This is a genomic window from Lactobacillus sp. JM1 (genome assembly GCF_009834385.1).
GTDB classification, from domain to species: Bacteria; Bacillota; Bacilli; order Lactobacillales; family Lactobacillaceae; genus Lactobacillus; species Lactobacillus paragasseri.
The window spans coordinates 490,342-514,754 of sequence record NZ_CP044412.1; the positions used below are offsets into that span (position 1 = coordinate 490,342).

The window sequence follows — 24,413 nt, forward strand, 5'->3', positions numbered from 1 at the left end:
GTAAAATAACGTTTGAAAGAGGTGGACAAAATTGAAAAAAGATACATATATGACTTTGCTAGGATTGCGTGATACTTGTTATAACAATTTCAATTTTGATATTGATGAAAAAGATTTCTACTTAGGAACCGATACATATAAAAAGATAGATAAGATCTTAAAAAACGCACAAGACGAGCAGCTTCTAATTCAGTTTGAAGAAGGTACTCACCTTTATCAAGATTATGATCCCGAATATTTGAGTGTAGCTCAAAAGAGAGAAGTGCAACATGATATTAACGCAGCTCGTGACTTTTTAGATAACTATGATGGTAACAGTGATGATAAGCATGATAATTATGCCGCTTACTTAGATGACAATTCATTAAGTTATTCTTTTGGTGCAGATAGTAGTTTAGATGAAGTGCAAAATAATTTAAACGATATTGAAACTGACGCAGTTATTGTTTGGCAAAGAAGAAAAGATGAATATATCTTACTCCCACATACTATTCACAGCCTTGAAAGAATTAAAAAGCAAATTTCATCGAATAAGCATGTTGATGATAAAAAACTTCGTTATGCAATGGAGCGTTTGTTTGATAATATAACTGATTTCCTTAAGCCATTTAGTGATAGCGAACTAGGAAAATATGAAAATACGATTTCTGAAGAGTTAAAGGACAATTTTGAGCATTATGCTTTAGGCGTTCAAACAGATGCACGAGAAACAGCAGCTGATAAATTGACAAAATATGCTGTTGAACTTGCAGAAAAGGAAAATAACGATAAATTATAAAGCTGAAGCTCATCGATTTGATGGGCTTTTTTGGATAAGATAAAAATGAAAAGTATTTCAAAAGAACTAATATCTGAGGTAATTAAAAAGCGTGAAAGTGCCACACATAAGGGTAATTATGGGCGAGTACTATTAATTGGTGGTAATAAAAAATATGGTGGTGCTCTCATTATGTCTGCAGAAGGTGCACTAAACAGTGGTGCTGGTTTGACTACGGTGGCGACAGATTCAGTAAATATTAGTGCCCTACATACCAGAGATCCTGAAATTATGGCTCTTGATTGGGATAAAAGAGATGAATTAAGAAATCTAATTGTGGGCTCTAATGTAGTAGTTTGTGGTATGGGACTTGGTTTAGATGACCAGGCACGAGATATTTTGGCTCTTATTAGAGATAGCATTAGCTTAAAGCAAGTATTGATTTTAGATGCAAGTGCACTTGATTTAATTAGCCAGCAAAAAGATTTATTGCCAGTAAACTCAAAATTAGTAATTTTTACACCTCACCAGATGGAGTGGCAAAGATTGAGCAAAATAAAAATTGCTGACCAAAATGATCAATCGAATCAAGCTTTTTTAAATGAATTAGTCCCCAGGAAAAATGCTATTTTAGTATTAAAATCTAATCATACTAAAGTTTATGATCAAGCAGGAAATATTTATCAGAATCCTTTTGGCAATCCAGGAATGGCGATTGGCGGAATGGGAGACACGTTAGCTGGAATCATTGGTGGTTTCTGCGGACAATTTCCACCTAATTTAAAGACTGTCGCAGGTGCTGTGGGAATTCATTCAATAACTGCTGATGAAATTGCGAAGAAAGACTATATTGTTCGACCGACACAACTGTCAGCCCTTATTCCTGCAATGATGAGAAAATATGAGAAGTGAATAAAATGAAAAAGATAAGTAAATATCAAAACTCTGTTTTAATTATTGGAACAATACTAACTATTTTAGTATTTGCAATTATTTTATTTCCTCATCGTAATGTATCGCTGGCAAGTCCAAATAAAATAGTAAACAGTAAAGTAACCAAAAAAGTAGCCCCAAAAGTAAAAAAAGTTACACATAAAGATTCTAATTTACCATATCCGGATCCCAAAGATTTACAGCCAGCTGGTAGCTGGAAAGTTAAAAGTGAAAGTAAGGCACATCCTGATCTGGTGAGCCTAAATAATTTGTGGATAAGAGTTTCAATTAAGGGAAATCGTGTTTATATTATGGATAGTAACAAACCAGTTTACACCATGCTTGCATCTTGCGGGGTGTATCATAATGGTAAATCTGCAACGCCAACTGGAACTTATGCTGTCGAAGCTGAAAGGGGAGCAACATTTTTTAACCAGAGTCTCCAGGTTGGCGCACGTACTTACATTAGCTGGCACGGCCATGGAACTTATCTCTTTCATTCGGTCCCAACAGATGGTAATAATAAAATCATGAAAAATGAAGCAAAGAAACTTGGTAAAACCCAAGCCTCGCATGGTTGCATTCGCTTGAGTATTCCTGATTCTAAATGGCTATATGAAAAATTACCTGTTGGCACTAAGGTTGTAGTAAAGGATGAGTAGACTAAATATGTGCAGCGAAAGAAATTAGGTGACGAAATGAGGCATGCAAAAAAGAAATCTAGAAAAAAATTTCTGTGGATAATAGGTATAGCAGTAATTATTATTTGCTTTTTTCTGTGGAAAAATGATCATGGTCCAAATGGGATGCCGTCTAATTATCATGCCGATCAAGTGAACTTAAATGTTAAAGCTGCCGTAGCAATTGATGCCAAAAATGAAAACGTCATTTATGCCAAAAATGCCAATCAAAGTTTGCCAATTGCTTCAATGACTAAGTTGTTAACTGCTTACTTAACTTTAAAAGCAATTAAAGAGAAGAAAATTTCTTGGGATACAACTGTTAGTCCTACTCAAGAAATCATTAATTTAAGTTCTAATCCTGATTATGCAGGTGTGCCACTTAGTTTAGGTCAAAAATACACTGTTAGAGAACTTTATGATGCGGCATTGATAAAGTCAGCTAATAATGCAGCTCGTATGCTGGCGATTGCAGTTAGCGGAAGTGAGACTAATTTTTTAAATCAAATGCGACAGCAAGCCAATAAATGGAAACTTCATAATGTTAAATTGGTGACAGTTGATGGGTTACCGGAGAAAAATAAAAACTTCTTAGGGATGACAACGACAATTGAAAATAAAATGAGTGCTAATGATATGGCAATTATTGCGAGAAAATTAGTTACAGATTATCCTGAAGTTTTAAGTACGACTAAAGTAGCAAAGTCCGATTTTAGAAATACATTAATGACTAATAGCAATAAAATGCTAAGTCGACTTTCAGACTACGATCCTAATTATCCTGTCGATGGGTTAAAAACAGGAACAACTGATGGAGCTGGCGCTTGCTTTACTTGTACAATGGATAAAAATAATAAGAGAGTAATTACAGTGATTTTGGGTGCTCAAAATGATAACGAGCGCTTTTCAGAAACAAAAAAGTTACTTAATTATTCTTTTAATTAAAATTTAGCTATGAATTCGTTTTAATATTGCACTTTGGCTAAGATTGCTGATATAATCTTCATGATAAAGAGTTAAAAGTAGTAATATTAATCTATTTTCAGCGAGTCTATGGTTGGTGGAAGTTAGGCAATAGAGTGATATGAAGGCGTGTTTAACTACAATTTTAAAATCAATTAATAAGCGGATACTTTGTATCAAGTAGAGTGGTACCGCGGGAAACTTTCTCGTCTCTTTCTAGATTAGCTAGGAAGAGACTTTTTTTATGCAAGAGGTGTTATCAGTGGATTTTAAACAAAAAGTCGTAGATTTAGTTAGTGAACAGGTAGATTTACCTAAAGAAAAAATTGCAATGTTAATTGAAAGACCAAAGAATGCTAAAATGGGAGATTATGCTTTTCCAGCATTTGCTTTGGCTAAAATTGAGCACAAGAATCCAGCTTTGATTGCAAAAGACATTGCAGAGAAAATTAGTGACGATAATTTCACTAGTATTCAGGCAGTTGGACCATATGTTAACTTTGCGATTGATCATGCTAAACTTGTTAATGCAACTTTAAATGATGTTTTGACAGAAAAAGACCATTTTGGTGATCAACAATTAGGCGAAGGTAATGTACCGATTGATATGTCTTCTCCTAACATTGCTAAGCCAATGTCAATGGGGCATTTACGTTCTACTGTTATTGGTAATTCAATTGCTAAAACTTTGGAAAAAGTTGGTTACACTCCAATTAAGATTAATTACCTTGGTGACTATGGTACACAATTTGGTAAGTTGATTACAGCGTATCGTTTATGGGGCAATGAAGAAGATGTTAAGAAAGATCCAATTACTAATCTTTTCCATTATTACGTTAAATTCCATGAAGAAGCTGAAAAAGATCCTAAATTAGATGATGAAGGACGTGCTGCATTTAAGAAACTTGAAAATGGTGACGAAGAAGAGATTAAATTGTGGAAATGGTTCCGCGAAGTTTCCTTGCAAGAATTTAACCGTATTTATAAAGAATTAGGTGTAACTTTTGATTCATACAACGGTGAAGCTTTCTTTAACGATAAGATGCAACCAGTAGTTGACGAATTAAGAGAAAAAGGATTACTAGAAGAATCTCGCGGAGCTCAAGTCGTTAACTTAGGTGAAGATGAGAATCCAGCATTAATCTTAAAATCTGATGGCTCTAGTCTTTATATGACTCGTGATTTAGCTGCTGCATTATATCGTAAAAAAGAGTATGACTTTGTTATGTCTCTTTATGTTGCTGGTGGTGAACAAAGCGGTCACTTTAAGCAATTAAAGCAAGTTTTGAAGAAAATGGGATATGACTGGGCTGATAATATTCACCACATTCCATTTGGTCTAATTACGCAGGGCGGTAAGAAGTTATCAACAAGAAAAGGTAATGTTGTCTTCTTAGATAAAGTATTGAAAGATGCGGTTTCTTTAGCAGAACAACAAATCGAAGAAAAGAATCCTAACTTAGCTAATAAAGACCAGGTAGCTCATGATGTTGGTGTGGGTGCAGTAGTATTCCACGACTTAAAGAATGATAGAATGGATAATTTTGACTTTGACTTAGAAGAAGTTGTTCGTTTCGAAGGGGATACTGGTCCATACGTTCAATATACTAATGCTAGAGCACAAAGTATCTTGCGTAAGGCAAATAAAGAAATCTCAATGGATAATTTGAGCTTAAATGATGATTGGTCATTTGCAGTTGCGAAAGCTTTAGCTGATTTCCCAGCTATTGTAGCAAAAGCTTCAGAAAAATTTGAACCATCAATCATTGCCAAATATGCGTTAGATTTAAGTAAGAAATTTAATAAATACTATGCAAATGTGAGAATTTTAGATGAAGACGATCAGTTAAATGCTCGTCTTGCACTAGTTCAAGCAACTTCAATTGTTTTAACTGAAGCTTTGAGACTTTTAGGCGTAAATGCACCTAAAGAAATGTAATATTTCTCAAAATAAAAATATTCACTGAATTTTTTTGAGCTAAAGTATGTTAATTTTTGCACTAATGGGTTAAACTAATGATGTGTTAAAAATTTAGGAGGTATTTTTTTAATGGCTTATTTAGTAAATGGTAATGACATTTTCAAAGCTGCTCGTGAAAACCACTACGCTGTAGGTGCATACAACACTAACAACCTTGAATGGACTCGCGCACTTTTAAGAGGTGCTAAGGAAACTAGAACTCCTTTATTGATTCAAGTTTCTACTGGTGCTGCTAAGTACATGGGTGGTTACAAGACTGTTAAGGATTTAGTTCTTAACGAAATGGACAACATGGATATCGATGTTCCAGTTATTTTGAACTTGGACCACGGTGACTATGAATCTGCTAAGGAATGTATCGCACTTGGTTACTCATCAGTTATGTTTGATGGTCACAACTTACCAACTGACGAAAACTTAGCTAAGACTAAGGAAATCGTTAAGTTAGCTCACGAAAGAGGTATCTCTGTTGAAGCTGAAATCGGTAAGATTGGTGAAAACCAAGGTGCCGATGGCGGTGAATTAGCATCTGTTGAAGACGCTAAGACTTTCGTTGCTGCTGGTGTTGACAAGCTTGCTTGTGGTATTGGTAACATCCACGGTGTTTACCCAGAAGGCTGGAAAGGCTTGAACTTCGATCGTTTGAAGGAAATCGCAGAAGCTGTACCAGGTGAACCACTTGTTCTTCACGGTGGTTCTGGTATTCCTCAAGACCAAATTGAAAAGGCAATTAAATTAGGTATTGCTAAGATCAACATTAATACTGAATTCCAATTAGCATTCCAAGCTGCAACTCGTAAGTACATCGAAGACAAGATGGACTTAGACAAGGGCAACAAGGGTTACGACCCACGTAAGCTTTTGAGAGCTGGTACTGACGCAATTACTGATTCTATGAAGGAAATGATTTCATGGATGGGTACTGCACCAATCGACTCAAAGGAATCATCAGTTAAGTTTGACGAAGCTTCATTAAACGAAGAATAATCAACTAATTCCATTAAAAAAGACCTCAGTTTTTCTGAGGTCTTTTTTGTTTAGGTGAGATAAAAGATAATGCATGTCGAATTTTACGAAAAGGGTTGTAAAAGTTTCTTTAAAAAATATAATAAGCAAAAAGATACCATTGTAGAATTGGTTGAAGCCGCAATTGACAAAGAAGTGGCTAGCGGGATGACAAAGGTTAAATTGGCAACCAGAAAAAGAATAAAGGGTAGAAATATTTATGAATTTCGTCTTAATGCTGGCACAATAGGTTCGATTCGAATTGCATTTTCAATTTTCGATAAAAAAACAATAGTTTACTTTATTAGCAAAAACCTTCAAAAATCAACGTTTAGTAAAGATTTTGATAAAATAATTGTTAAGCTATAATAAAATATTTTTAGTGCTATACATATTCAAAAAGTAAGAGTTTATTACTATGAAAATTTTGAAAATTAAAGCTCTTGATCAAGAAACAGAAAATAAATTATTAGTAATTTGGGAAAGCAGTGTCAGAGCTACGCACAATTTTTTATCAGATCCAGAAATTAATAATATTAAGAAATATGTTCCTCATGCTTTAAGAAGAGTATCGCATTTAATTGTTGCATATGATGAGAATGAACCAGTTGCTTTTATGGGAATCAATGATCTAAAGCTAGAGATGCTTTTTGTTGCTGCTAATCAGCGTGGAACTGGAATTGGAAAAGCCTTAATTACTTACGGCATCAATAATTTAGATATTAATGAGCTTTCCGTTAATGAGCAGAATCCAGGAGCTCGTAGTTTTTATGAACATATGGGATTTAAAGCAGTAGAAAGATCTGAGTTTGATGATCAGGGTAATCCTTACCCAATTTTAATTATGAAAAAGAATTTAGAAAGAAGGATTTAGATGTCTTTAACAGTTAACCTTTATTACACTGGAAAAAATGGAAGTGCCCGCAAGTTTGCTGAAGAAATGGAAAGTAGCGGTGTGGCTGATCGTATTAGACAAGAGCCAGGCAATGAAAAATACGATTATTTCATTCCTATGAATGACCCAGAAACAATACTTTTGATTGATAGCTGGAAGAACCAAAAATCTTTAGATGCTCATCATGCTTCGCCAATGATGAAAGAATTAGCAGATTTACGTGAAAAGTATGATCTACATATGCGTGTTGAACGTTATATTTCTGATGAGAATGGGATGCCAGATACGGATCAAAAGTTTATTAGAAAATAGTAACAGAAAAACTCGTTGATCTATCAATCAACGAGTTTTTGCGTTCAATACTAAAAATAGAGGAAAATGAAGAATAGAATTATAGATTTATTTCCGACGAACCTTTACAGGAACTGGAACTGGTTTATTTACAATAGCGGCATTTGCAGCAAGTACTGCCATAGCGCTAACTCCTAGAATTAATAATAATTTCATTAAACCATTCCTTTCTTTATTTGATTGATATCCATCTTAAAGTGAAGTTGTGAATTTTTTGTGACTTATATTTAAGAGAAAATCTAAAAAACTATAAATAATTTTATTCCCTTTATAAATACGAACGATTTTGCAATATTAAGTAAAAATAATTAATAAATAAGTGTAAAAAGACTAAAAAAATCTCTTTATTTATGTTAAAATTTCATCATTGACGATTTTAAGTAAAGAGGAATTACAGAATGAATAACGATATCGAACGTATATTGTATACTCAAAGCGACTTAGATAGTCGTATGGATGAAATGGCTGCGGAATTAAATGTGAAGTATAAGGACGAAGAGCCGATTGTCGTGCCCGTCTTAAATGGAGCCATGATTTTTGCTAGTGACATGATTAAGCGATTGAATTTTAAGTTGACTATTGATCCGATTAAGGCCTCTAGTTATGCTGGTACGCAATCAACTGGAGAAGTAAAGATTACGCAAGATATTAAGTCAGATGTAAAAGATCGTCCAGTAATTTTTATGGAAGATATTATTGATACCGGTCGGACTTTACAAGCACTCAGTGAAGTCATGAAAGGTCGTGGAGCTAAGAGCGTTGAAGTTGTTGCAATGCTTGATAAGCCTGAAACACGTGTAGTAGATTTTCATGCTGATTATTACGGTTTTAAGGCACCAGACGAGTTTTTAGTCGGCTATGGCTTAGATTATAATGGCCTATATAGAAACCTGCCTTATGTGGGAATTTTAAAGCATGAGGTTTATGCTAAATAAGGGGATAAGTAATGCGTGTAAATGTTTTACAACATACTCCAAATGAAGGACCTGGTTCAATTAAAACTTGGGCTGATCAACATCACTATGATTTCTATGTTTATCATCCTGAAACTTTTGGTAAACTGCCAACTGTGGAAGAAACGGATTTATTAATAATTCTTGGTGGACCAATGAGTCCAAACGATGATTTAATTTGGATTAAGCAAGAGAGAAAATTAATAAAAGAAATGCTTGATGCACATAAACCAATGTTTGGCGCATGTCTTGGTGGACAACAAATTGCAAAAACTGTGGGCGCTAAGATTTTAGATGCTCCCCATAAAGAAGTTGGATGGGCACCGGTTTACTTGAAGGATCAGACTATTTCTAACATCCCGGAAAAATTAATAGCTCTTCATTGGCACCAGCAAATGTTTGAAATTCCAGAAGGAGCTAAGTTATTGTTCTCAAGTGATTTAGTAAAGAATCAAGGCTTTTTACTTGGTGATAATGTGATTGGTTTACAATTTCATTTTGAACCAGAAGAAGATAATGTGAGAGAAATTGCAATTAATGATGTTGATTATCCGTTAGAGAATAATGATTTGCATCAAACTGGTAAAGAAATTATTGCTCACGGGGTACCGGAAGAAAATCAGAAAGTAATGTTTAAGTTACTCGATTTCATTACTAAGTAAAAATTTTAGACTACTAATAAAAAGTAAGCTAAAATAAAGCTGTAAGTTTTTCTAGGAGGAAAATTATTATGGCTAAGATTTTTATTTTTGGTGGTTCAGGAAGAGTTGCTACAGACTTAATTCAAGACTTAGTAGCAGATGGTAATACTGTGACGGCTGCTGCTCGTCATCCAGAAAATATTATTCAACTTGATGGCGTTACGGCTGATAAACTTGATTTACATGTTGACGTTGATGATATTTTAAACAAGTAAAAGGTTTTGACGCAATTTACTTTACTGCTGGTTCACGTGGTAAAGATCTGATTCAGACGGATGCAATGGGAGCAATTAAGACAATGATGGCTGCTGAAAAGGCGGGCGTTAAGCGTTACATTATGCTCAGTTCGATGCTTAGTTTAGATATTAATTCATGGAAGAAGATTCCAAGCTTAGAGGATTATTTGGCAGCTAAGTTCTTTGCAGATACTTATTTGATGGATTCTACAAATTTGGAATATACTATTTTACAACCAGGCAGTCTTATTGAAGAAGCTGGAACAGGTAAAATTCAACTTAATGTTGAAGCGACAGATTCGAATCCAATCCCTGATGTTGCCAAAACATTAGCAGCAATTCTGAAATATCCGAATACAATCGGCAAGGTTATTCCAATGAGTAGTGGTAAGACACCAATTGATGATGCTTTGAAAGAAATCTAATAAAGAGAAAAAAGACTCCATTATGGGAGTCTTTTTGTGTGTTAAGGAAATATGCTATTTAAAATTTAAAGACATTAGAAATTGCTTCCAAATATTTTTGATCTAACTCATCAAAATTAGCAATTTTAGTTGAGTCAAAATCAAAAACTCCCCATAAATCATGATTTCTCTTAAAAATAGGAATAACGATTTCAGAATTTGAATCACTATCACAAGCAATATGTCCTGCAAACTCATGTACATTTTTTACAATTTGAGTTTGCCTTTCTTTTGCAGTTGTTCCGCAAACTCCTTTACCAACAGCAATATGAACGCATGCTGGTTTTCCCTGAAATGGACCAAGGATTAATTCATTATTTTCATAGCGATAAACACCAGCGAAGTTAACGTTATCAAGTGAATTAAATAAGAGTGCAGAAATATTTGCAGTGTTAGCAATCCAATCACTTTCTCCGTCTACTAGAGCTTCAGCTTGTTTTACTAATAGTTGGTAATTGCTTTCTGTTGTTGCTGACATAAGTGGTACCTCAATTTTTAGTAAATTTATTTAATTTTAACACTTATAAAACATTTAATAGAGAAAATTATATTTTTAATTTAAACATTTGTCTTTCTTCACATCCTAATCAGATTTATGTTAGCAGTTTACTTTATTTGTTGTCTGGATTCAAATCGCTCATAATAAAATTGAGAGAAGGGTAAATGAAGAAAGGATTTGTCCAATTATGATTGGAAAAGAAACTCAAATACGTTTAGTAAATAAATTAGAAAATATACACCACGTTGTTGTTCAAGCTTCAGCACTCGATGGAAGTAATGTATTTGTCTTACAATTACTTCATAGACAGAGCGATGTTATTGTTTATCAAACTCCAAATGATAGCGAAACTGTGACCTTTAATGAGGATCATCCAATTTTATACTTGAAAGGACCCAATTCAGCTGGTACAGCGGGTGGACATACTCAAACTTGGGTACAAAGTGGAGAAGACAATAAATGGTTCGTTGGAACTAAACCTAAAAGGCATGGTAATACTTATTGGACAACGCAAATTGCGCGAGTAACAGTTCCTGGCTATCAAACTCAAATTTTTACCAGTAATACGGAGTTGCCAAGACTTTCTTATCTTAATCGCGCAGGTTCAGGCTATGACGATGGAAGTGTAGCTTATCCTGGCAAAGATTTAGTTAGAGTAGAAGCAGCTGTTTCACCGAATAAACAATATTTCTTAATTGCAAGTATTGACATCAATCACACAGGTCATTTTGCTATCTATAATCTTGATGAAGTTAATAAAAAACTAGATCAAGCAGAAGAAAAAGCTGAAGATGTTAATATTCAGAGCTTGAATTGTTTAGGTGCATTTAATATCCCACATTTTAATGATCAAAAGATTATTTCGATTCAAGGCTATGGAATTGATGATAATAAGGACATTTATATTTCCAGTCAGCCCAGCCCGCATACAACGTTCTTAGGATTTCCAAAACAAGGTAAACCACGTGAAATTGTAAAAATTCCCTGGGGAATATCCAATTCAAATAAATGGTCATCAGTCAATTTAGACAACAGTTTAAATTTAGATGCATTAGACTTTTGTACTGAATTTGAAGGAATACAAGTAACAAGTGATTGTCTTTACTTAACCGTTGCCTATCACCAACGAAACAGTGATTTGACTACTTTGATGAATCGAATATATCAGGTTGAAAAATTTTAGAAAATGGACAGACTATTGAGTCTGTCTATTTTGTTATAATTGATAAAAATGAGGTGTAAAAATTGAAACTAAGTCGTTGTAGTTGGGGAAACAGTAAAAATCTACTTTATCAAAAATATCATGATAAAGAGTGGGGAAAGCTTAATTTAGATTCAACTTATTTATATGAAATGCTAGTTTTAGAAAGTTTTCAGTCAGGATTATCATGGGAGACAATTTTAAATAAACGAGGAAATTTTAGAAAAGCTTTTGCAAATTTCGATTATCATAAAGTGGCTGAATTCAATCAGGATGATTTTGAACGATTGATGCAAGATAAAGGAATTGTACGCAATCGCTTAAAGATAAATGCAGCAATTAATAATGCAAAAATATTGGTTAAACTAGAAAAAGAAAATCGGACTTTTGAAGATTTTCTAACTGAATTTATTCCTAAGCCAATAATGCATTATCCACAAAAGATGGAAGATATTCCTGCTTCGGATGGTTTATCTACGCAAATTTCAAAAGAAATGAAAAAACTTGGCTTTAAATTTGTAGGACCAGTAACTGTGTACTCTTTCTTACAAGCGGTTGGATTAATTAATGATCACTTAGAAAATTGTAGTTTTAAGAACGGGGGACTTTGATGTCTTTATTACTGCCGACAAAACAAGTAGTAATCATGTTCATTTTGATGATTGTCGGCTGGATTTGTTATCAAGTTAAGTTTCTACATGAACAAACGGTTAAGGATCTAACTAAGATCCTTTTATATGTAGTATCTCCTTGTTTAATTATTAACTCATTTCGGCAGTCATTTTCGGCTGCTAGATTATTACAATTTGGGCTAGTGTTTTTACTAGTAATTGCTTTATTTATATTTAAAATTATTACTAGTGAGTTTATTTTTGGTAAAAATTTAGTCAAAGATCGTCAGAAAAGAACAGTATTGCGATATGCAGGCACCTATACTAATGCAGGCTTCATGGGAGTTCCATTAGTACAGGCAATTCTAGGAACTAAAGGAGTCTTTTTTGCAGTTCCTTATTTAATTGCTTATAACATTTTCATGTGGACACATGGAATTAGAATGTTCACACAGAAAAAACAGTCATTTAGAGAAAGTTTTCAGCAAGCCGTGATTAACCCTAATATTATTGCGGCGGTTATTGGGATGATTTTGTTTATAACGCAAGTTAAATTACCTGATGTAGTTTCAGATCCAATGAATTATATTGCTAATTTAAATACACCCTTAAGTATGATCGTAATCGGTACAAATCTTGGTTCCATTAATTTAAAAGCAGATTGGCAAGATAAGCTAGCTTGGAGCGGAGTGTTTGTTAGAAACCTATTTTTTCCAATAGTCATTTTAGGGATCTTATATGCCTTACCATTACCGGCAATTGCCAAAATGACTACGTTAATTATGGCTACTTGTCCAGTTGCAGGTGTTGTAGTTCTCTTTAGTTTACTTAGTAATTTTGATGTGAAATTTCCAACGAAATTAATGTGTTTATCGACTTTAGGAGCGATTATTACTATTCCTTTAGTGATTTGTTTAGCTACGTTTATAGGCTTATAAGCTAAAAGGCGAGGAAAGATAATGAAAAAAGATAATTATTTAGCAATCAGTGAAACAAACGCATCGATTAAATGGATGCTAATTGCTTCTATAATTTATCTGGTGGTTTATTCACTAGCAGGAAGATTGGAATTTCAGTCTCAATCGATTTGGATGCAAATTTTGTATTTAGGTATTGTCTGCGTTTTGGCAATAACTTTTAAAAAGTTCTATAAGACAGACAAAGTTTTTATTAAATTGCCTAAAGAAGGAAAAGTAAAGATTATCACAATTATTTTTTGTGCTCTGGTGATCTTACTCTATGCTCTATTGGGTAGCGTGGTAAGTTGGGCAGAAGTTTTTGAGTCAATGCCTGAAATGATGTGGGGATCCATTTGCGTTGCTTTGGCTGCAGGAATTGGCGAAGAAGTTTTATGCCGAGTTTTACTATTTAATTTGTTTGCTAAAATTTTTGAAAATAAAAAATATGTTTTAGTTTGGGCTTCTTTAGCTTCGTCAATCTTATTCGGATTATTTCATTTGATTAATTTAACGCATGGAGCAGCTATTAATGCTACTATGCAACAAGTATTTTACGCAACTGCTATTGGATTAATATTTTCATATATTCATATTTTTACTAATCGAATTTGGTTGTGTATTGTGATGCACTTTTTATTAGATTTACAGCCCAATATTGGAACGATGGAAGCACAGGCATCTCCATGGGGGCTAATTTTATTAATCTTTGGTACAGCAATGATTGTTTCTTTATTTTCTATTTATGTATTTAATAGAAGAGCTAATAAGGTGTTTGAATATTAAAAAAAGCAGATCAACTGATCTGCTTTTTTACATACTTAATTAATTTCCAAAAGGAATTTTGTAAAGAAAAATTCCGATAATTGCACCAAGAGTAGGAGCGATAACAGGAATCCAGCCATAACTCCAGTGTGCGCCACCCTTTTTATTAGGGATTGGCAAGAGTGAGTAAACAAGTCTTGGACCAAAATCACGTGCTGGGTTAAGAGCTGGACCAGTTGGACCACCAAGAGCCATAACTAATGCAGTAATTAAAAATCCAACACCTATGTTAGCAATATCGACAGCTTGTTTGAAAAACATACCCTTGTAAAGTCCGATTGCAACAAACATTAAAACTGCAGTACCAACAACTTCTGAAATAAAACCGTTCCATTTGCTGTTAGTACAGTCGCTAGTAGCAAAACAAGAAAATACAATGTCAGGATCAGTAGATTCTTTAAAGTGTGGCCAATACATTGCTAGAACAAGAAGCTGACCACAAATTGCACCTAGTAATTGGCAAATTATATAAGGAGCGACTTGTGACCATGGAAAGTTACCAGCAGCTGCTTGAGCAACAGTAACGGCCGGATTAATATGGTTACCAGAAATTGAACCAAATAGCATGGCAGGAAGCATAACACCAAAGCCAAAACTGAAGGCAACCAAAATCCAACCACCATTAGCCTTACCGTCAGGTGCATTACCAGTTGTTCCTTTTAAGAAAGAGTTGGCAACTGAACCATTACCAAATAATACTAAAATTAAAGTACCGAAAAATTCGGTAAAATACTTGAGCATCCAACTATGTTCCATAGATACTTTTTCCTCTCTTGAAAAAATAAGTGAAAAATAAACACAGCTACTGATTATACCTAAAGTTCTAGAAAAATCCTAGATATTTTTTTAAGATTCTTGCATTTTTGAGCAAAAAGTTTGCATAATATAAAGATAAATGTTTTAGCTCTAATTACTTGATGTAATAAGGGCTCTTTTTATTGTTGAGGAAGTGCTTTAATGAACAAGAAACAGATCAGGATGGTAACAGTGGCCTTGATGCTGGGAAACGTAATGGCCGGACTAGATGGAACAATCACTAATACTGCAATTCCAGCAATTGTATCGGCTTTACACGGAATTCAATTTATGGGCTGGATTGTAGCAATCTATCTTTTAGGAATGTCTGTTTCAATACCAATTTGGACCAAAATTGGTGAAAAAATCACTAATAAATTAGCTTTTGAAATTGCATTAGGTCTGTTTGTTTTAGGGTCAACTTTAGAAGGGTTAGCACCAAACATCTACTTTTTCTTAGTGGCAAGAATGATCATGGGCATTGGTGGCGGTGGCATGGGATCACTACCTTATATTATCGCTGGCTATGTTTTTCCAAATATTAAAAAGAGAACACAAATTTTAGGTTACTTGACTGCAAGTTTTAATGGTGCAGCAATTCTGGGACCTTTAGTGGGTGGCTGGCTAATTGATGCCTTATCTTGGCACTGGGTTTTCTATATTAATATTCCAATCGGATTAGTTGCTTTACTAATCGCCCTAGTTTACTACAAACCGGTGACACCCAAATCTGCACCAGTCTTTGACTTAAGAGGAGCATTTTTATTAGTTAGTGGTTTGATTATGTTTCTGATGGGGATTCAACTCTTAGGTTTAACTGCAACTTGGATTGTAGTCGGATTAATATTATTGAGCTTAGTTCTTTTAATTTTCTTCTTCTTACACGAAGCAAAGGCTGAAAATCCAATTATTCCATTATCAATCTTTAGAAACAGAGATTTAAATGGTGATCTAATTCTATTTGCAACTACCTGGGGTGCCTTTATTGCCGTTAACACTTATTTACCAATGTGGGCACAGGCACTTTTAGGGATGTCGGCGTTAATGGGTGGAATGACTTTAATTCCTAATTCAGTTGTTGAAATTATTGCTTCGCAAACTGTTGCTACAATTCAAGAAAAAATTAGAACTTTTACCTTAGTAATGATTGGAATTGTCACAATGATGATCTCTTCTGGTGGACTATTTTTAGCAAATAATCATACACCGCTATGGGTATTAATTGTAGTCGGTGCTTTTTCTGGAATTGGAGTTGGTTTTATCTTCGTGGCACTTCAAGTAAAAGTTCAGATTGATGCTGGAATGAAAGATATGGCGACTGCCACTTCGACATCGTACTTAATTAGAATTCTAGCTCAAACAGTAATGGCAGCAGTATATGGTGTAATTATGAATTTGGCTTTAGCTAGCGGAATCAATTCGCACAGTAATATCACGATGAAGATGATGAATGAATTAAGTGACGCTAAATCTGCTAAATTATTGCCACAGCAGCTTTTGCCAGAGATGCGTGAAATTTTTCATAGTGGTATCCACGAAATAATGGCAGTTTCCTTTATTTTATTATTAATTGCTACTATTTTTAATTTCTATTTCAACTTCAGACAGCCAAATAAAAAAATTCGAAATTATTCAAAATAGTTCTTGTTTTTAAGTAAGTGAGCAAGTATATTTTAGATAGATTATTAGCCTTGATTATTGCGAAATAATTGGGGCTTTTTATTTTTTAGAAAAGTAGGTGTAGATATGACGAAAAAGCAAGTAACGATGGTGACGTTTGCCATGGTTTTAGCAAATGTAATGGCAGGATTAGATAGTACGATTATTAATACCGCAATTCCCGCCATTATCGCGGACTTACATGGAATCCAATTCATGGGCTGGATTATTGCAATTATGCTCTTAGGGATGTCAGTTTCAACCCCAATTTGGACCAAAGTCGGTGAAAAAATTGGTAATAAAGCCACCTTTGAATTATCGTTACTCTTTTTTGTTTTAGGCTCTCTTTTTCAAGGCTTGGCTGATAATATGTATTTCTTTCTTTTGGCACGTGCTTTAATGGGGATTGGTGCTGGAGGTATGGGGTCGCTGCCTTATATTATGGCTGGCTTTATTTTTGATAATATTAAAGCAAGAACGAAGATTCTAGGATATTTAGGTGCTGCTTTTAGCGTAGCAGCGATTGTAGGACCATTAGTAGGTGGTTATTTAGTAGATTCTCTTTCCTGGCACTGGGTCTTTTATATTAATATTCCAATTGGTCTTTTAGCAATTTTATTATCGTTAATGTATTATCACGAAGGCAAGATCAGAAAAACGCCTAAGTTTGATATACTGGGTTCTTTTTTAATCATTGTTGGATTAACTTTGCTTTTATTAGGGATTCAGTTGCTTGGTCTAACTAAGCCATGGAGTGTAGCAAGTTTAATTATTGCTGGTTTAGTGTTATTAGTTTTATTCTTTATGCATGAAGGAGGGCACCCCAATCCTGTAGTACCGATTAGTATGTTTAAAAATCGAGCTTTAGTCGGTGATTTTTTACTCTTCATTTTTAGCTGGGGTGCATTTTTAGCAATTAATACATATTTACCGATGTGGGCGCAAGGTTTGCTTGGCACAACTGCGTTAATTGGTGGAATGACCTTAATTCCGAATTCCTTAGTTGATGTGGTAGGAACTTTAGTGGTTAATCCCTTAAAGGCGCGTTTTAATAATCGAACACTACTTTCGATGGGATTAATTTGTATTTTGATTTCGTCCTTAGGACTAGCACTGGCACCGCAAAGTACTAATATTTGGTGGTTGGCAATTATTGGAACTTTTTCTGGCTTTGGGGTGGGGTTTATTTTTGTATTGCTTCAAATTAAAGTTCAAGTTGATGCTAGTGAGAAAAACATGGCGCCGGCAACATCACTTTCATATTTAATTCGAATTCTGGCTCAAACTGTCATGGCTGCTGTTTATGGTGTGATTATGAATGTACAATTGGCCAAGGGAGTTGCTGAAAATTCAGGTATAACGATGGGGATGCTTAATAAGTTAAGCGATGCTTCATCTGCTAAAAGCTTGCCACAGAATTTATTACCGACAATGAGAAATATTTTTCATTTAGGATTGCAAGAAATTATGTGGTGTGCCACTGCTTTGCTTGTAATTGCGATTGGATTGAATTTTATTTTTAATAAAAATAGTAAATAAGAAAAAAGCTGGTAGACGAATCCTAAAATTGGAATTGTCTATCAGCTTTTTTTGTAGTATTAAATCGCTGTAGTCTAAACACTACTTAGTGCTGGCACTAATAAATTAAAGAAATATTGATATTTTAATAAAAAAATAATATTATTGAGGTAATTTCTAAATGGTTATCTCCAACTAACAGATATGTATATTTATCAGTTCCCTTAGAAAAAGCGGACGCTATTAAAAATAATTATAGGATCTAGATGATTAAAAATGAGTTTTCAAAAATTAATTAAAACTAATTTACTCTTATTCATTGTAATAATTGTTTTAGAGATTTTGTTTGCAGCAGGATCTGCAACAAGTTCGTATATTATACAATTCGCTTATAATCAACTAGTTAAAAATATTCTTCTAGGTTTTTTGCTAATTATTGCCAGTAGTGTCTTTCTTTCATTCGTTTCTTATATTTTGAGTTCGTTAGCTACATATCTTTTTAGTAAGCAAACGCAAAAATATATTCACAGTATTAGGCATAAATTAATAAGCAAATACTATCATGACAAGGCGCCTAAAGTAGCTGAAATGGAAAATGAATTAAATAGCAATTTACAAGTGCTGACTAAAAATTATGCCGATCAGTCTTTGAGTATTATCCAATCAGGTTTTTTATTGGTTACGTCAATTAGCAGCCTTCTTCTAATGAATTGGATGCTGACATTGTTAGCAATAATTCTATCAGTTATTACGCTTTATATTCCCCGCTTTACAAGACAGAAAGCTTCTAATGCAACGCAAAAAGTAGTTAGTAGAAATAGTAAATACTTGTTAGCTATTGAAGAATGGTTTAATGGTCTAGAAGAATTAAGAAAATATACTGCTTTTAATAAATTAGACTTAGTCATGCAAAAAGTTAGTCAGAATCTAGAAACAAGTTTCGTAAAAAGAAAAAAGGTAATTTCTGTTGCTGATTTCCTTAATGGATGTGCTAATTCTTTTTCTCAAATTGCGATTACTCTGTTAGCCGCAATTTTGTTTTTTAATCATCAAGTAACTTTTGGAGTAATAATAGCAGCAGGTAACTTCTCCTCTATGATTTTAAATTGTTTATTGACAATTACTACATCGCTAACAAGAATTCAGTCAGTTCAAGGTCTTAACAAACAAATTATTGAATCCCAGAAGTTAGCCTCTTCTCATAAAGAAACTAATACTGATGAAATATACTCAATTAGTACGCATAATTTAAGTATTTCATTTAAAAATGGAGAAACGATCTATTTCCCAGATATTCATATTGAAAGAGGAGAAAAAGTGTTGCTTAGTGGCGACAGTGGTACTGGTAAGTCTACGCTATTTAAGCTAATTCTTAATAAATTACAACCAACTAATGGACAAGTTGTTTTTGAAAATAAATATGGTAAAGAAGTTAGTCCTGATTATGCTTAGATAGGATATATTCCTCAAGATGGGAAGCTTTTTCCTACTTCTATTATCAACAATATTATTATGTTCGATAATAAATTGAAAAAACTGGTTAAAAAAGCAGTTGAAAATAATGATTTAAGTAAAGATATAGCTAGTATGCCAAATGGACTTGAAACGGGAATTGATTTAGATACGAATAATTTTTCTGGAGGTCAGCGACAAAAAATTGTGTTAGCTCGGGCTTGCGTTCACGATGACGATTTTATTTTGATTGATGAGGGTACTAGCGCTATAGATAAAAAAGCAACGCTTGATATCTTAAAGAAGTTATTAGATGGCCCATACACTGTGATCTTTATAGCTCATAATTTTAATGAAGAAATGAACAGTCTCTTTGATAGAGAAATACACTTAACTTAGATGCGTTTTTTGTATTATTAATTATTTGCTTTTTCTATTTTTCCAACTGCAATTGGAAGAGTAACATGTGGACCATATTTTACTACATTTATATTGAAAGGAACCATTGTTGTGCCTGACACTAGCTCAGTTTCTGGTAAATCAACAAATCCATCTCCATTTAAGTCATTGTCCATTGTTGCTTTACCATCAGGGAAACCATGGAAGTGTTGCTAGTGTTCGATATTTGCTGGAGTGTCGAACATTTCAATCATAATATGTAACGTATCTTGTTCCTCATCTTCAGTAAAAGTAGCAGTTCCGTGAGGAGAGCAGGCTATTTTTTCGGCATTAAGTGGTCCAATTTTAGCAATATATTTTTTCATTTTAATTTCCTTTCTAAAAAATTAAACTTTCAACTATATTATAGAAAGCAAAATTGAAATGAAGAAAATAATATGCTTAGAAATTAGTACTGGCTAATGATAACAGAATAGTTAGTTATTGATAACAATATGATTCTCAATATATGATAAGAGCTCATTAATTTGCTTTTGATAATCATGACCAACCCACCAAACCAAGAGCATGTAAATCCCACCTGACTGATAGCTAATTGCATAGGGAGGAAGTTTTAAATTAGGTTGAGAGTAATTAATTAACTCTTTCAAAAATTTGGTTTGCTGGTTAAGTAATTCTCCTTCTAAACCAGCATTAAGGAATAATTTCATTAGATCCGGATGATCCTTAAAAAATTTAAAATAGACTGCTAATTGATCCTTGAAGTCGGTTAGATGGCGATTTACTTCTTTTACCAAAGGCTGTTAAAGAAATCTTGAATTTAGTAATGACACCAGAAAAGGATTTGCAAGATAAGAAAATTAATGAAGTCTTTGACGATGAATTTTTTAAGTCAAACTTCTGGTTATATTGGCAAACAATGTTTGCATTTATGCCTTGGGCAAGTGCAATGGAAATGCGTCGTTACTTAATGCGGTTTGTTCAGCATGTAGCAACTTTGAAGAATCTGTCTTCACTTCGCTTTACTAAGTACAATCAATACGAAGATTTAATTATGCCTTTGATTAGTTACTTAAAGAAGCATGGAGTAAAATTCCACTATGACACAATTGTAGATAATATTATTGTTAATCGGACTGAGGATGAAAAAGTAGCTACTGAAATTAAGATGACTGAGAAGGGGGAGCAAAAAGTTATTAAGTTAACCCCTAACGACTTGGTCTTCGTAACTAATGGTTCAATTACTGAAAGTACAACTTATGGGGCCAACACGCACCCAGCTGAACAAAAACATGAGCTTGGACCAAGTTGGCAATTGTGGAAGAACTTAGCAGCGCAAGATGAAGACTTCGGTCATCCAGAAAAGTTCTGCGAAAATATTCCAGCTGCTAACTGGGTAATTTCAGCTACAGTTACTTTCACTAATGATGATATTGTGCCTTACATTGAAAAGGTTAATAAAAAGGATCCACATTCTGGTTCCATTGTAACTAGTGGTCCAACTACGCTTAAGGATTCTAACTGGTTACTTGGATATTCAATTAGTCGTCAACCACAATTCCATAAGCAAAAGCCAAATGAACTGATTGTTTGGTTATATGGCTTGTATTCAAATACTAAGGGTAACTATGTCAAAAAGACTATGCCTGAATGTGATGGTATTGAACTTTGCGAAGAATGGCTTTATCACATGGGTGTTCCTGAATCAGAAATTAAGAAGATGGCAATTGATGTAACTACAATTCCAAATCATATGCCATATATTACGTCTTACTTCATGCCACGTGCATTGGGGGATCGTCCAAAGGTAGTGCCAAAGAATTCCAAGAATTTAGCCTTCATTGGTAATTTTGCTGAAACTGAGAGAGACACTGTCTTTACTACTGAATATTCAGTACGTACTGCTATGGAAGCTGTCTACACTTTGCTTAACGTAGATCGCGGTGTTCCTGAAGTATTTGCATCTGCCTTTGATGTGAGAATGTTAATGAACGCAATGTATTACTTAAATGACAGAAAGAAGTTAACTGAACTAAATTTGCCTTTACCTGAAAAATTGATGGTTAAAGAAGGTTTGAAGAAAGTTAAGGGAACTTACGTTGAAGAATTACTTAAGAAGTATAAGTTGATATAGATAAAAATTTAATTATTTGACTAATAGGGATGAGTGGAATAGCTTGTCCCTATTTTGTATAGTATTAGAAATTTGCTTTTTATTGAAAAGTATTTTTTAATTAGAGAAGTAAATTATATTATTAGAAAAGAGAAGGATTTTTATTTTAGACGAACAACCCGCCCGATGGGGCTCTAAGAATTATCGTAAAGTTAAAGATTTATATTATAGTGCTTTTCCAGAATGGGAAAGATTTTCATGGATGTCAATGGTATTAATGAGTTTGCGCAAGAAGCTACAACTTAATGCCGTCTATGATGGAGAAGTATTTTGCGGGATGGTTTGTTACTACATTAGTGACAATACTGTTTATCTGGCTTACTTAGCTGTTGAATCCGAATTACGTGGTAATGGATATGGAAGCAAAATTTTACATATGCTTGAAGAAAAATATCCAGATCAGCAAATTGTGTTAGATATTGAACCGCTTGATCCTGATGCGGAGAATTATCATCAACGTGTAAGTCGTCTGCGCTTTTATCAAAAGAATGGGTGGCGTAGAACTCACCAGATGTTAGTTGACGCAGATGGTGAATTTGAAGCTTTAGTTGATCAAAATCATTTTGATAAAAAGGATTTTGCTAAGACCTTGAAACAAATGAGTTTAGGCTTTTATCGCTTTAGAATTGAAAAATAATATTTGCAGTCACTTAACTATTGAGTGACTGTTTTTTATGAAAGTATATTTAAAATATAAAGTTGAAGAATTTGGCGATATGTATTAGAAAAAGTAAAAAGGCTTGAAACAGAGAGGGGGATTGTTTCAAGCCTTTTTACTAGAGAATATTATTTTTAATGTAGGTGAGAACACCTTGTTCATTGTTTGATGTTGTTGTATGATTCGCGACCTTTAAAAGTATTGGAGCTGCATTTGACATAGCTACGCCATCGCCAACTTCTTTAACCATTTCTAAGTCATTTCCACCGTCACCGAAAGCAGTCATTTCAGTAAGAGAAATACCAAGTACTTTACCTAATTCTGCTAAGCCATGTGCCTTATGAATTCCTGGTAAGATAAGATCGATATCGCCGTGCCCACTACTTGTTACATTACAGTAATTGCCAAGGTTCTTTTTTAGAAAATGAATATAATAATCTGTCTTTTCATCAGGACAGGAAATAGAAAATTTCAGAACTTTGTCGTCAATTTCACTAAAGTCGTGTATTTTCTTTAAACGATAGTAATACTTAGTAGAGATTTCGTAATAAGCGTCCGTAAATTGAACTGGAAAATAGGCACACTCTACTCCTGATACTAAAAATTGTAATTCAGCTTGCTTTAAAAGAAAATCTTCAATCTTTTTAACGTTTTCTTCAGAGAAAGCATGCAGGGCTAGAATCTTTTCTTTGGTTCTAACTAAGGCACCATTTTCTGCAACATAAACTACAGCTGGAAATTTCTTAAAGAAAGTAGTAATTTGATAATATTGATTACCACTAGCAACTGTGAATATAATGTTTCTTTTTTCTAATTCCTGGTAGATTTTAGCAAATTTTTCTTCATCATAACTTTTATCGTCTCTTAAGAAAGTACCATCCATATCAACGGCAATTAGCTTTGTCATTTTGCAGTCTCCTTTTAATAATTTATTAAAAAACAAACTTATCTAAAGCCTTTGCGATGCCGTCATCATCGTTTGATGCAGTGATAAAGTCTGCGTGATCTTTAGCTTCTTGACTTCCATTACCCATAGCCACAGCAGTTCCTACGATATCAAACATAGAAATGTCATTTCTTTCATCCCCAAAAGCAATCATTTCGTTAGTGCTAATGCCAATCTTTTCACCTAATTCTTTCAAACCGTTTCCTTTGTTTACGTTTGGATGTAGACATTCTAAGAAATGGTCATCTGCACGAACAATATATAAATCTTGATCAAACTTTGTTCTTAATATTGGTTCAAATTGATCAAGAGGAGCTTTATCGCCAACAAAGCAGCCTTTAGAAATCTGAAAGTCGTTAGGCATTTCATCAGGAGTTCTAATGAACAGTGGAGCCGTATTCTCCCAGGCTTGCAGTAATTCAAAGTAATCTACGTCATGATCTGCAGTAATAATTCTCGAATCTGGATCAACAATATTGAAAGGAATTTTTTGCTCTTTAGCAAATTTAGTCAGCTCGCGGTAAAGCTTATTGCTGACAAGATCTTGCGTCATTATTTTTCCGTCTGCGGTTCTCGTAATTGCACCATTTAAAGTTACGGCATATTGATCACTGCCTTCAATTCCAAGTTCTTTCATGAAATGCGCAAGACCCGCGATTGGTCGACCAGAGCAAAGTACGACCTTGATTCCCTGATCTAAAGCTTTTTTAATTGCTGCTTTAGTAGAGGGAAGAATTTTATTTTTAGAGTTTAAAAGTGTACCGTCTGTATCTAAGGCGATTAATTTAATCATTTTTATTTC

At 33.9% G+C, this 24,413-nt stretch carries 23 protein-coding genes and 4 pseudogenes; 21 read left to right on the forward strand and 6 right to left on the reverse strand.

The annotated features are described in order from the left end of the window. Positions 1–31 precede the first annotated feature (31 nt). From F3I00_RS02415 to F3I00_RS02470, 12 genes and pseudogenes are all read left to right on the forward strand, one after another. A complete protein-coding gene (locus tag F3I00_RS02415; protein WP_065169722.1) occupies positions 32–778 on the forward strand; it encodes a hypothetical protein in 747 nt (248 codons plus the stop codon). Between the two features lie 45 nt (positions 779–823). Further along, complete coding sequence (locus tag F3I00_RS02420) at positions 824–1,669, forward strand: NAD(P)H-hydrate dehydratase (RefSeq protein ID WP_020807858.1); 846 nt, start codon at positions 824–826, stop codon at positions 1,667–1,669. Between the two features lie 5 nt (positions 1,670–1,674). Further along, on the forward strand, positions 1,675–2,352 hold the full coding sequence (locus F3I00_RS02425) for a L,D-transpeptidase (RefSeq protein ID WP_159310969.1): 678 nt from the start codon (positions 1,675–1,677) through the stop codon (positions 2,350–2,352). A gap of 36 nt (positions 2,353–2,388) precedes the next feature. Beyond that, entirely contained in the window at positions 2,389–3,315 is a 927-nt protein-coding gene (locus tag F3I00_RS02430; RefSeq protein ID WP_024273028.1) for a D-alanyl-D-alanine carboxypeptidase family protein, read from the forward strand. Between the two features lie 280 nt (positions 3,316–3,595). Then, the gene (gene argS, locus F3I00_RS02435) at positions 3,596–5,272 is read left to right on the forward strand and encodes an arginine--tRNA ligase (protein ID WP_020807855.1); all 1,677 of its coding nucleotides are present in this window, start codon (positions 3,596–3,598) and stop codon (positions 5,270–5,272) included. 111 nt (positions 5,273–5,383) lie between these two features. Further along, positions 5,384–6,301, forward strand: a complete 918-nt coding sequence (locus F3I00_RS02440) for a class II fructose-bisphosphate aldolase (protein WP_003647684.1) — start codon at positions 5,384–5,386, stop codon at positions 6,299–6,301. A 69-nt stretch (positions 6,302–6,370) separates the two neighbouring features. Further along, complete coding sequence (locus tag F3I00_RS02445) at positions 6,371–6,688, forward strand: hypothetical protein (RefSeq protein ID WP_020807854.1); 318 nt, start codon at positions 6,371–6,373, stop codon at positions 6,686–6,688. Positions 6,689–6,737: 49 nt separating this feature from the next. Then, on the forward strand, positions 6,738–7,193 hold the full coding sequence (locus F3I00_RS02450) for a GNAT family N-acetyltransferase (RefSeq protein ID WP_020807853.1): 456 nt from the start codon (positions 6,738–6,740) through the stop codon (positions 7,191–7,193). Continuing rightward, positions 7,194–7,526, forward strand: coding sequence for a putative quinol monooxygenase (locus tag F3I00_RS02455; protein ID WP_020807852.1), 333 nt, complete (start codon positions 7,194–7,196; stop codon positions 7,524–7,526). 437 nt (positions 7,527–7,963) lie between these two features. Beyond that, on the forward strand, positions 7,964–8,500 hold the full coding sequence (hpt, locus tag F3I00_RS02460; protein WP_003649311.1) for a hypoxanthine phosphoribosyltransferase: 537 nt from the start codon (positions 7,964–7,966) through the stop codon (positions 8,498–8,500). Positions 8,501–8,511: 11 nt separating this feature from the next. Further along, positions 8,512–9,180 carry a type 1 glutamine amidotransferase gene (locus tag F3I00_RS02465; protein ID WP_020807851.1) on the forward strand — a complete coding sequence of 223 codons (669 nt, stop codon included), beginning with the start codon at positions 8,512–8,514 and terminating at the stop codon, positions 9,178–9,180. A 68-nt stretch (positions 9,181–9,248) separates the two neighbouring features. Continuing rightward, positions 9,249–9,880: pseudogene (locus tag F3I00_RS02470) on the forward strand (NAD(P)H-binding protein). Between the two features lie 58 nt (positions 9,881–9,938). On the opposite strand, the gene F3I00_RS02475 reads toward F3I00_RS02470, so the two are convergent. Then, positions 9,939–10,397 (reverse strand): GAF domain-containing protein, encoded by a 459-nt coding sequence (locus F3I00_RS02475; protein ID WP_020807850.1) that lies wholly within the window; start codon positions 10,395–10,397, stop codon positions 9,939–9,941. A gap of 208 nt (positions 10,398–10,605) precedes the next feature. Between F3I00_RS02475 and F3I00_RS02480 the strand changes: the two genes are divergently transcribed. From F3I00_RS02480 to F3I00_RS02495, 4 genes are all read left to right on the forward strand, one after another. Beyond that, positions 10,606–11,601, forward strand: a complete 996-nt coding sequence (locus F3I00_RS02480) for a class III bacteriocin (RefSeq protein WP_020806887.1) — start codon at positions 10,606–10,608, stop codon at positions 11,599–11,601. A gap of 62 nt (positions 11,602–11,663) precedes the next feature. Beyond that, positions 11,664–12,230 (forward strand): DNA-3-methyladenine glycosylase I, encoded by a 567-nt coding sequence (locus tag F3I00_RS02485; protein ID WP_020806886.1) that lies wholly within the window; start codon positions 11,664–11,666, stop codon positions 12,228–12,230. Further along, on the forward strand, positions 12,230–13,168 hold the full coding sequence (locus F3I00_RS02490; RefSeq protein ID WP_020806885.1) for an AEC family transporter: 939 nt from the start codon (positions 12,230–12,232) through the stop codon (positions 13,166–13,168). Before F3I00_RS02485 ends, F3I00_RS02490 begins: the two co-directional genes overlap by 1 nt. Positions 13,169–13,189: 21 nt before the next feature. Continuing rightward, entirely contained in the window at positions 13,190–13,972 is a 783-nt protein-coding gene (locus tag F3I00_RS02495) for a CPBP family intramembrane glutamic endopeptidase (protein WP_020806884.1), read from the forward strand. A gap of 39 nt (positions 13,973–14,011) precedes the next feature. Here F3I00_RS02495 and F3I00_RS02500 read toward each other — a convergent pair whose 3' ends face one another. Further along, positions 14,012–14,767, reverse strand: a complete 756-nt coding sequence (locus F3I00_RS02500) for an MIP/aquaporin family protein (protein WP_020806883.1) — start codon at positions 14,765–14,767, stop codon at positions 14,012–14,014. A 201-nt stretch (positions 14,768–14,968) separates the two neighbouring features. Here F3I00_RS02500 and F3I00_RS02505 point away from each other — a divergent pair, with 201 nt between their 5' ends. From F3I00_RS02505 to F3I00_RS02515, 3 genes and pseudogenes are all read left to right on the forward strand, one after another. Then, positions 14,969–16,447, forward strand: a complete 1,479-nt coding sequence (locus tag F3I00_RS02505; RefSeq protein WP_020806882.1) for an MFS transporter — start codon at positions 14,969–14,971, stop codon at positions 16,445–16,447. A 105-nt stretch (positions 16,448–16,552) separates the two neighbouring features. Next, on the forward strand, positions 16,553–18,004 hold the full coding sequence (locus F3I00_RS02510) for an MFS transporter (protein ID WP_020806881.1): 1,452 nt from the start codon (positions 16,553–16,555) through the stop codon (positions 18,002–18,004). Between the two features lie 255 nt (positions 18,005–18,259). Continuing rightward, positions 18,260–19,834, forward strand: a pseudogene (locus tag F3I00_RS02515) (ATP-binding cassette domain-containing protein). A gap of 47 nt (positions 19,835–19,881) precedes the next feature. On the opposite strand, the pseudogene F3I00_RS02520 reads toward F3I00_RS02515, so the two are convergent. Both F3I00_RS02520 and F3I00_RS02525 read right to left on the reverse strand, forming a co-directional pair. Beyond that, a pseudogene (locus tag F3I00_RS02520) lies at positions 19,882–20,199 on the reverse strand (hypothetical protein); the annotation flags it as partial. 111 nt (positions 20,200–20,310) lie between these two features. After that, positions 20,311–20,631 carry a transcriptional regulator gene (locus F3I00_RS02525; protein WP_201288368.1) on the reverse strand — a complete coding sequence of 107 codons (321 nt, stop codon included), beginning with the start codon at positions 20,629–20,631 and terminating at the stop codon, positions 20,311–20,313. On the opposite strand from F3I00_RS02525, the pseudogene F3I00_RS02530 reads away from it, so the two are divergent. Next, a pseudogene (locus tag F3I00_RS02530) lies at positions 20,607–21,968 on the forward strand (oleate hydratase); the annotation flags it as partial. The gene F3I00_RS02525 and the pseudogene F3I00_RS02530 sit on opposite strands and share 25 nt — an antisense overlap. Positions 21,969–22,215: 247 nt before the next feature. Then, a complete protein-coding gene (locus F3I00_RS02535) occupies positions 22,216–22,644 on the forward strand; it encodes a GNAT family N-acetyltransferase (protein WP_024273031.1) in 429 nt (142 codons plus the stop codon). Between the two features lie 139 nt (positions 22,645–22,783). Here F3I00_RS02535 and F3I00_RS02540 read toward each other — a convergent pair whose 3' ends face one another. Both F3I00_RS02540 and F3I00_RS02545 read right to left on the reverse strand, forming a co-directional pair. After that, a complete protein-coding gene (locus tag F3I00_RS02540; RefSeq protein ID WP_020806873.1) occupies positions 22,784–23,572 on the reverse strand; it encodes a Cof-type HAD-IIB family hydrolase in 789 nt (262 codons plus the stop codon). A 25-nt stretch (positions 23,573–23,597) separates the two neighbouring features. Beyond that, a complete protein-coding gene (locus F3I00_RS02545) occupies positions 23,598–24,404 on the reverse strand; it encodes a Cof-type HAD-IIB family hydrolase (protein ID WP_020806872.1) in 807 nt (268 codons plus the stop codon). Positions 24,405–24,413 lie beyond the last annotated feature (9 nt).

Bases quoted from the DNA above. Each gene is read 5' to 3' on its own strand.
- F3I00_RS02475 (WP_020807850.1), bottom strand. From the start codon at position 10,397: ATGTCAGCAACAACAGAAAGCAATTACCAACTATTAGTAAAACAAGCT.
- F3I00_RS02545 (WP_020806872.1), bottom strand. From the start codon at position 24,404: ATGATTAAATTAATCGCCTTAGATACAGACGGTACACTTTTAAACTCT.
- F3I00_RS02480 (WP_020806887.1), top strand. From the start codon at position 10,606: ATGATTGGAAAAGAAACTCAAATACGTTTAGTAAATAAATTAGAAAAT.
- hpt (WP_003649311.1), top strand. From the start codon at position 7,964: ATGAATAACGATATCGAACGTATATTGTATACTCAAAGCGACTTAGAT.
- F3I00_RS02535 (WP_024273031.1), top strand. From the start codon at position 22,216: ATGGTATTAATGAGTTTGCGCAAGAAGCTACAACTTAATGCCGTCTAT.
- F3I00_RS02465 (WP_020807851.1), top strand. From the start codon at position 8,512: ATGCGTGTAAATGTTTTACAACATACTCCAAATGAAGGACCTGGTTCA.
- F3I00_RS02420 (WP_020807858.1), top strand. From the start codon at position 824: ATGAAAAGTATTTCAAAAGAACTAATATCTGAGGTAATTAAAAAGCGT.
- F3I00_RS02455 (WP_020807852.1), top strand. From the start codon at position 7,194: ATGTCTTTAACAGTTAACCTTTATTACACTGGAAAAAATGGAAGTGCC.
- F3I00_RS02430 (WP_024273028.1), top strand. From the start codon at position 2,389: ATGAGGCATGCAAAAAAGAAATCTAGAAAAAAATTTCTGTGGATAATA.
- F3I00_RS02540 (WP_020806873.1), bottom strand. From the start codon at position 23,572: ATGACAAAGCTAATTGCCGTTGATATGGATGGTACTTTCTTAAGAGAC.
- F3I00_RS02500 (WP_020806883.1), bottom strand. From the start codon at position 14,767: ATGGAACATAGTTGGATGCTCAAGTATTTTACCGAATTTTTCGGTACT.
- F3I00_RS02495 (WP_020806884.1), top strand. From the start codon at position 13,190: ATGAAAAAAGATAATTATTTAGCAATCAGTGAAACAAACGCATCGATT.
- F3I00_RS02440 (WP_003647684.1), top strand. From the start codon at position 5,384: ATGGCTTATTTAGTAAATGGTAATGACATTTTCAAAGCTGCTCGTGAA.
- F3I00_RS02445 (WP_020807854.1), top strand. From the start codon at position 6,371: ATGCATGTCGAATTTTACGAAAAGGGTTGTAAAAGTTTCTTTAAAAAA.
- F3I00_RS02490 (WP_020806885.1), top strand. From the start codon at position 12,230: ATGTCTTTATTACTGCCGACAAAACAAGTAGTAATCATGTTCATTTTG.
- F3I00_RS02510 (WP_020806881.1), top strand. From the start codon at position 16,553: ATGACGAAAAAGCAAGTAACGATGGTGACGTTTGCCATGGTTTTAGCA.
- F3I00_RS02505 (WP_020806882.1), top strand. From the start codon at position 14,969: ATGAACAAGAAACAGATCAGGATGGTAACAGTGGCCTTGATGCTGGGA.
- F3I00_RS02450 (WP_020807853.1), top strand. From the start codon at position 6,738: ATGAAAATTTTGAAAATTAAAGCTCTTGATCAAGAAACAGAAAATAAA.
- F3I00_RS02425 (WP_159310969.1), top strand. From the start codon at position 1,675: ATGAAAAAGATAAGTAAATATCAAAACTCTGTTTTAATTATTGGAACA.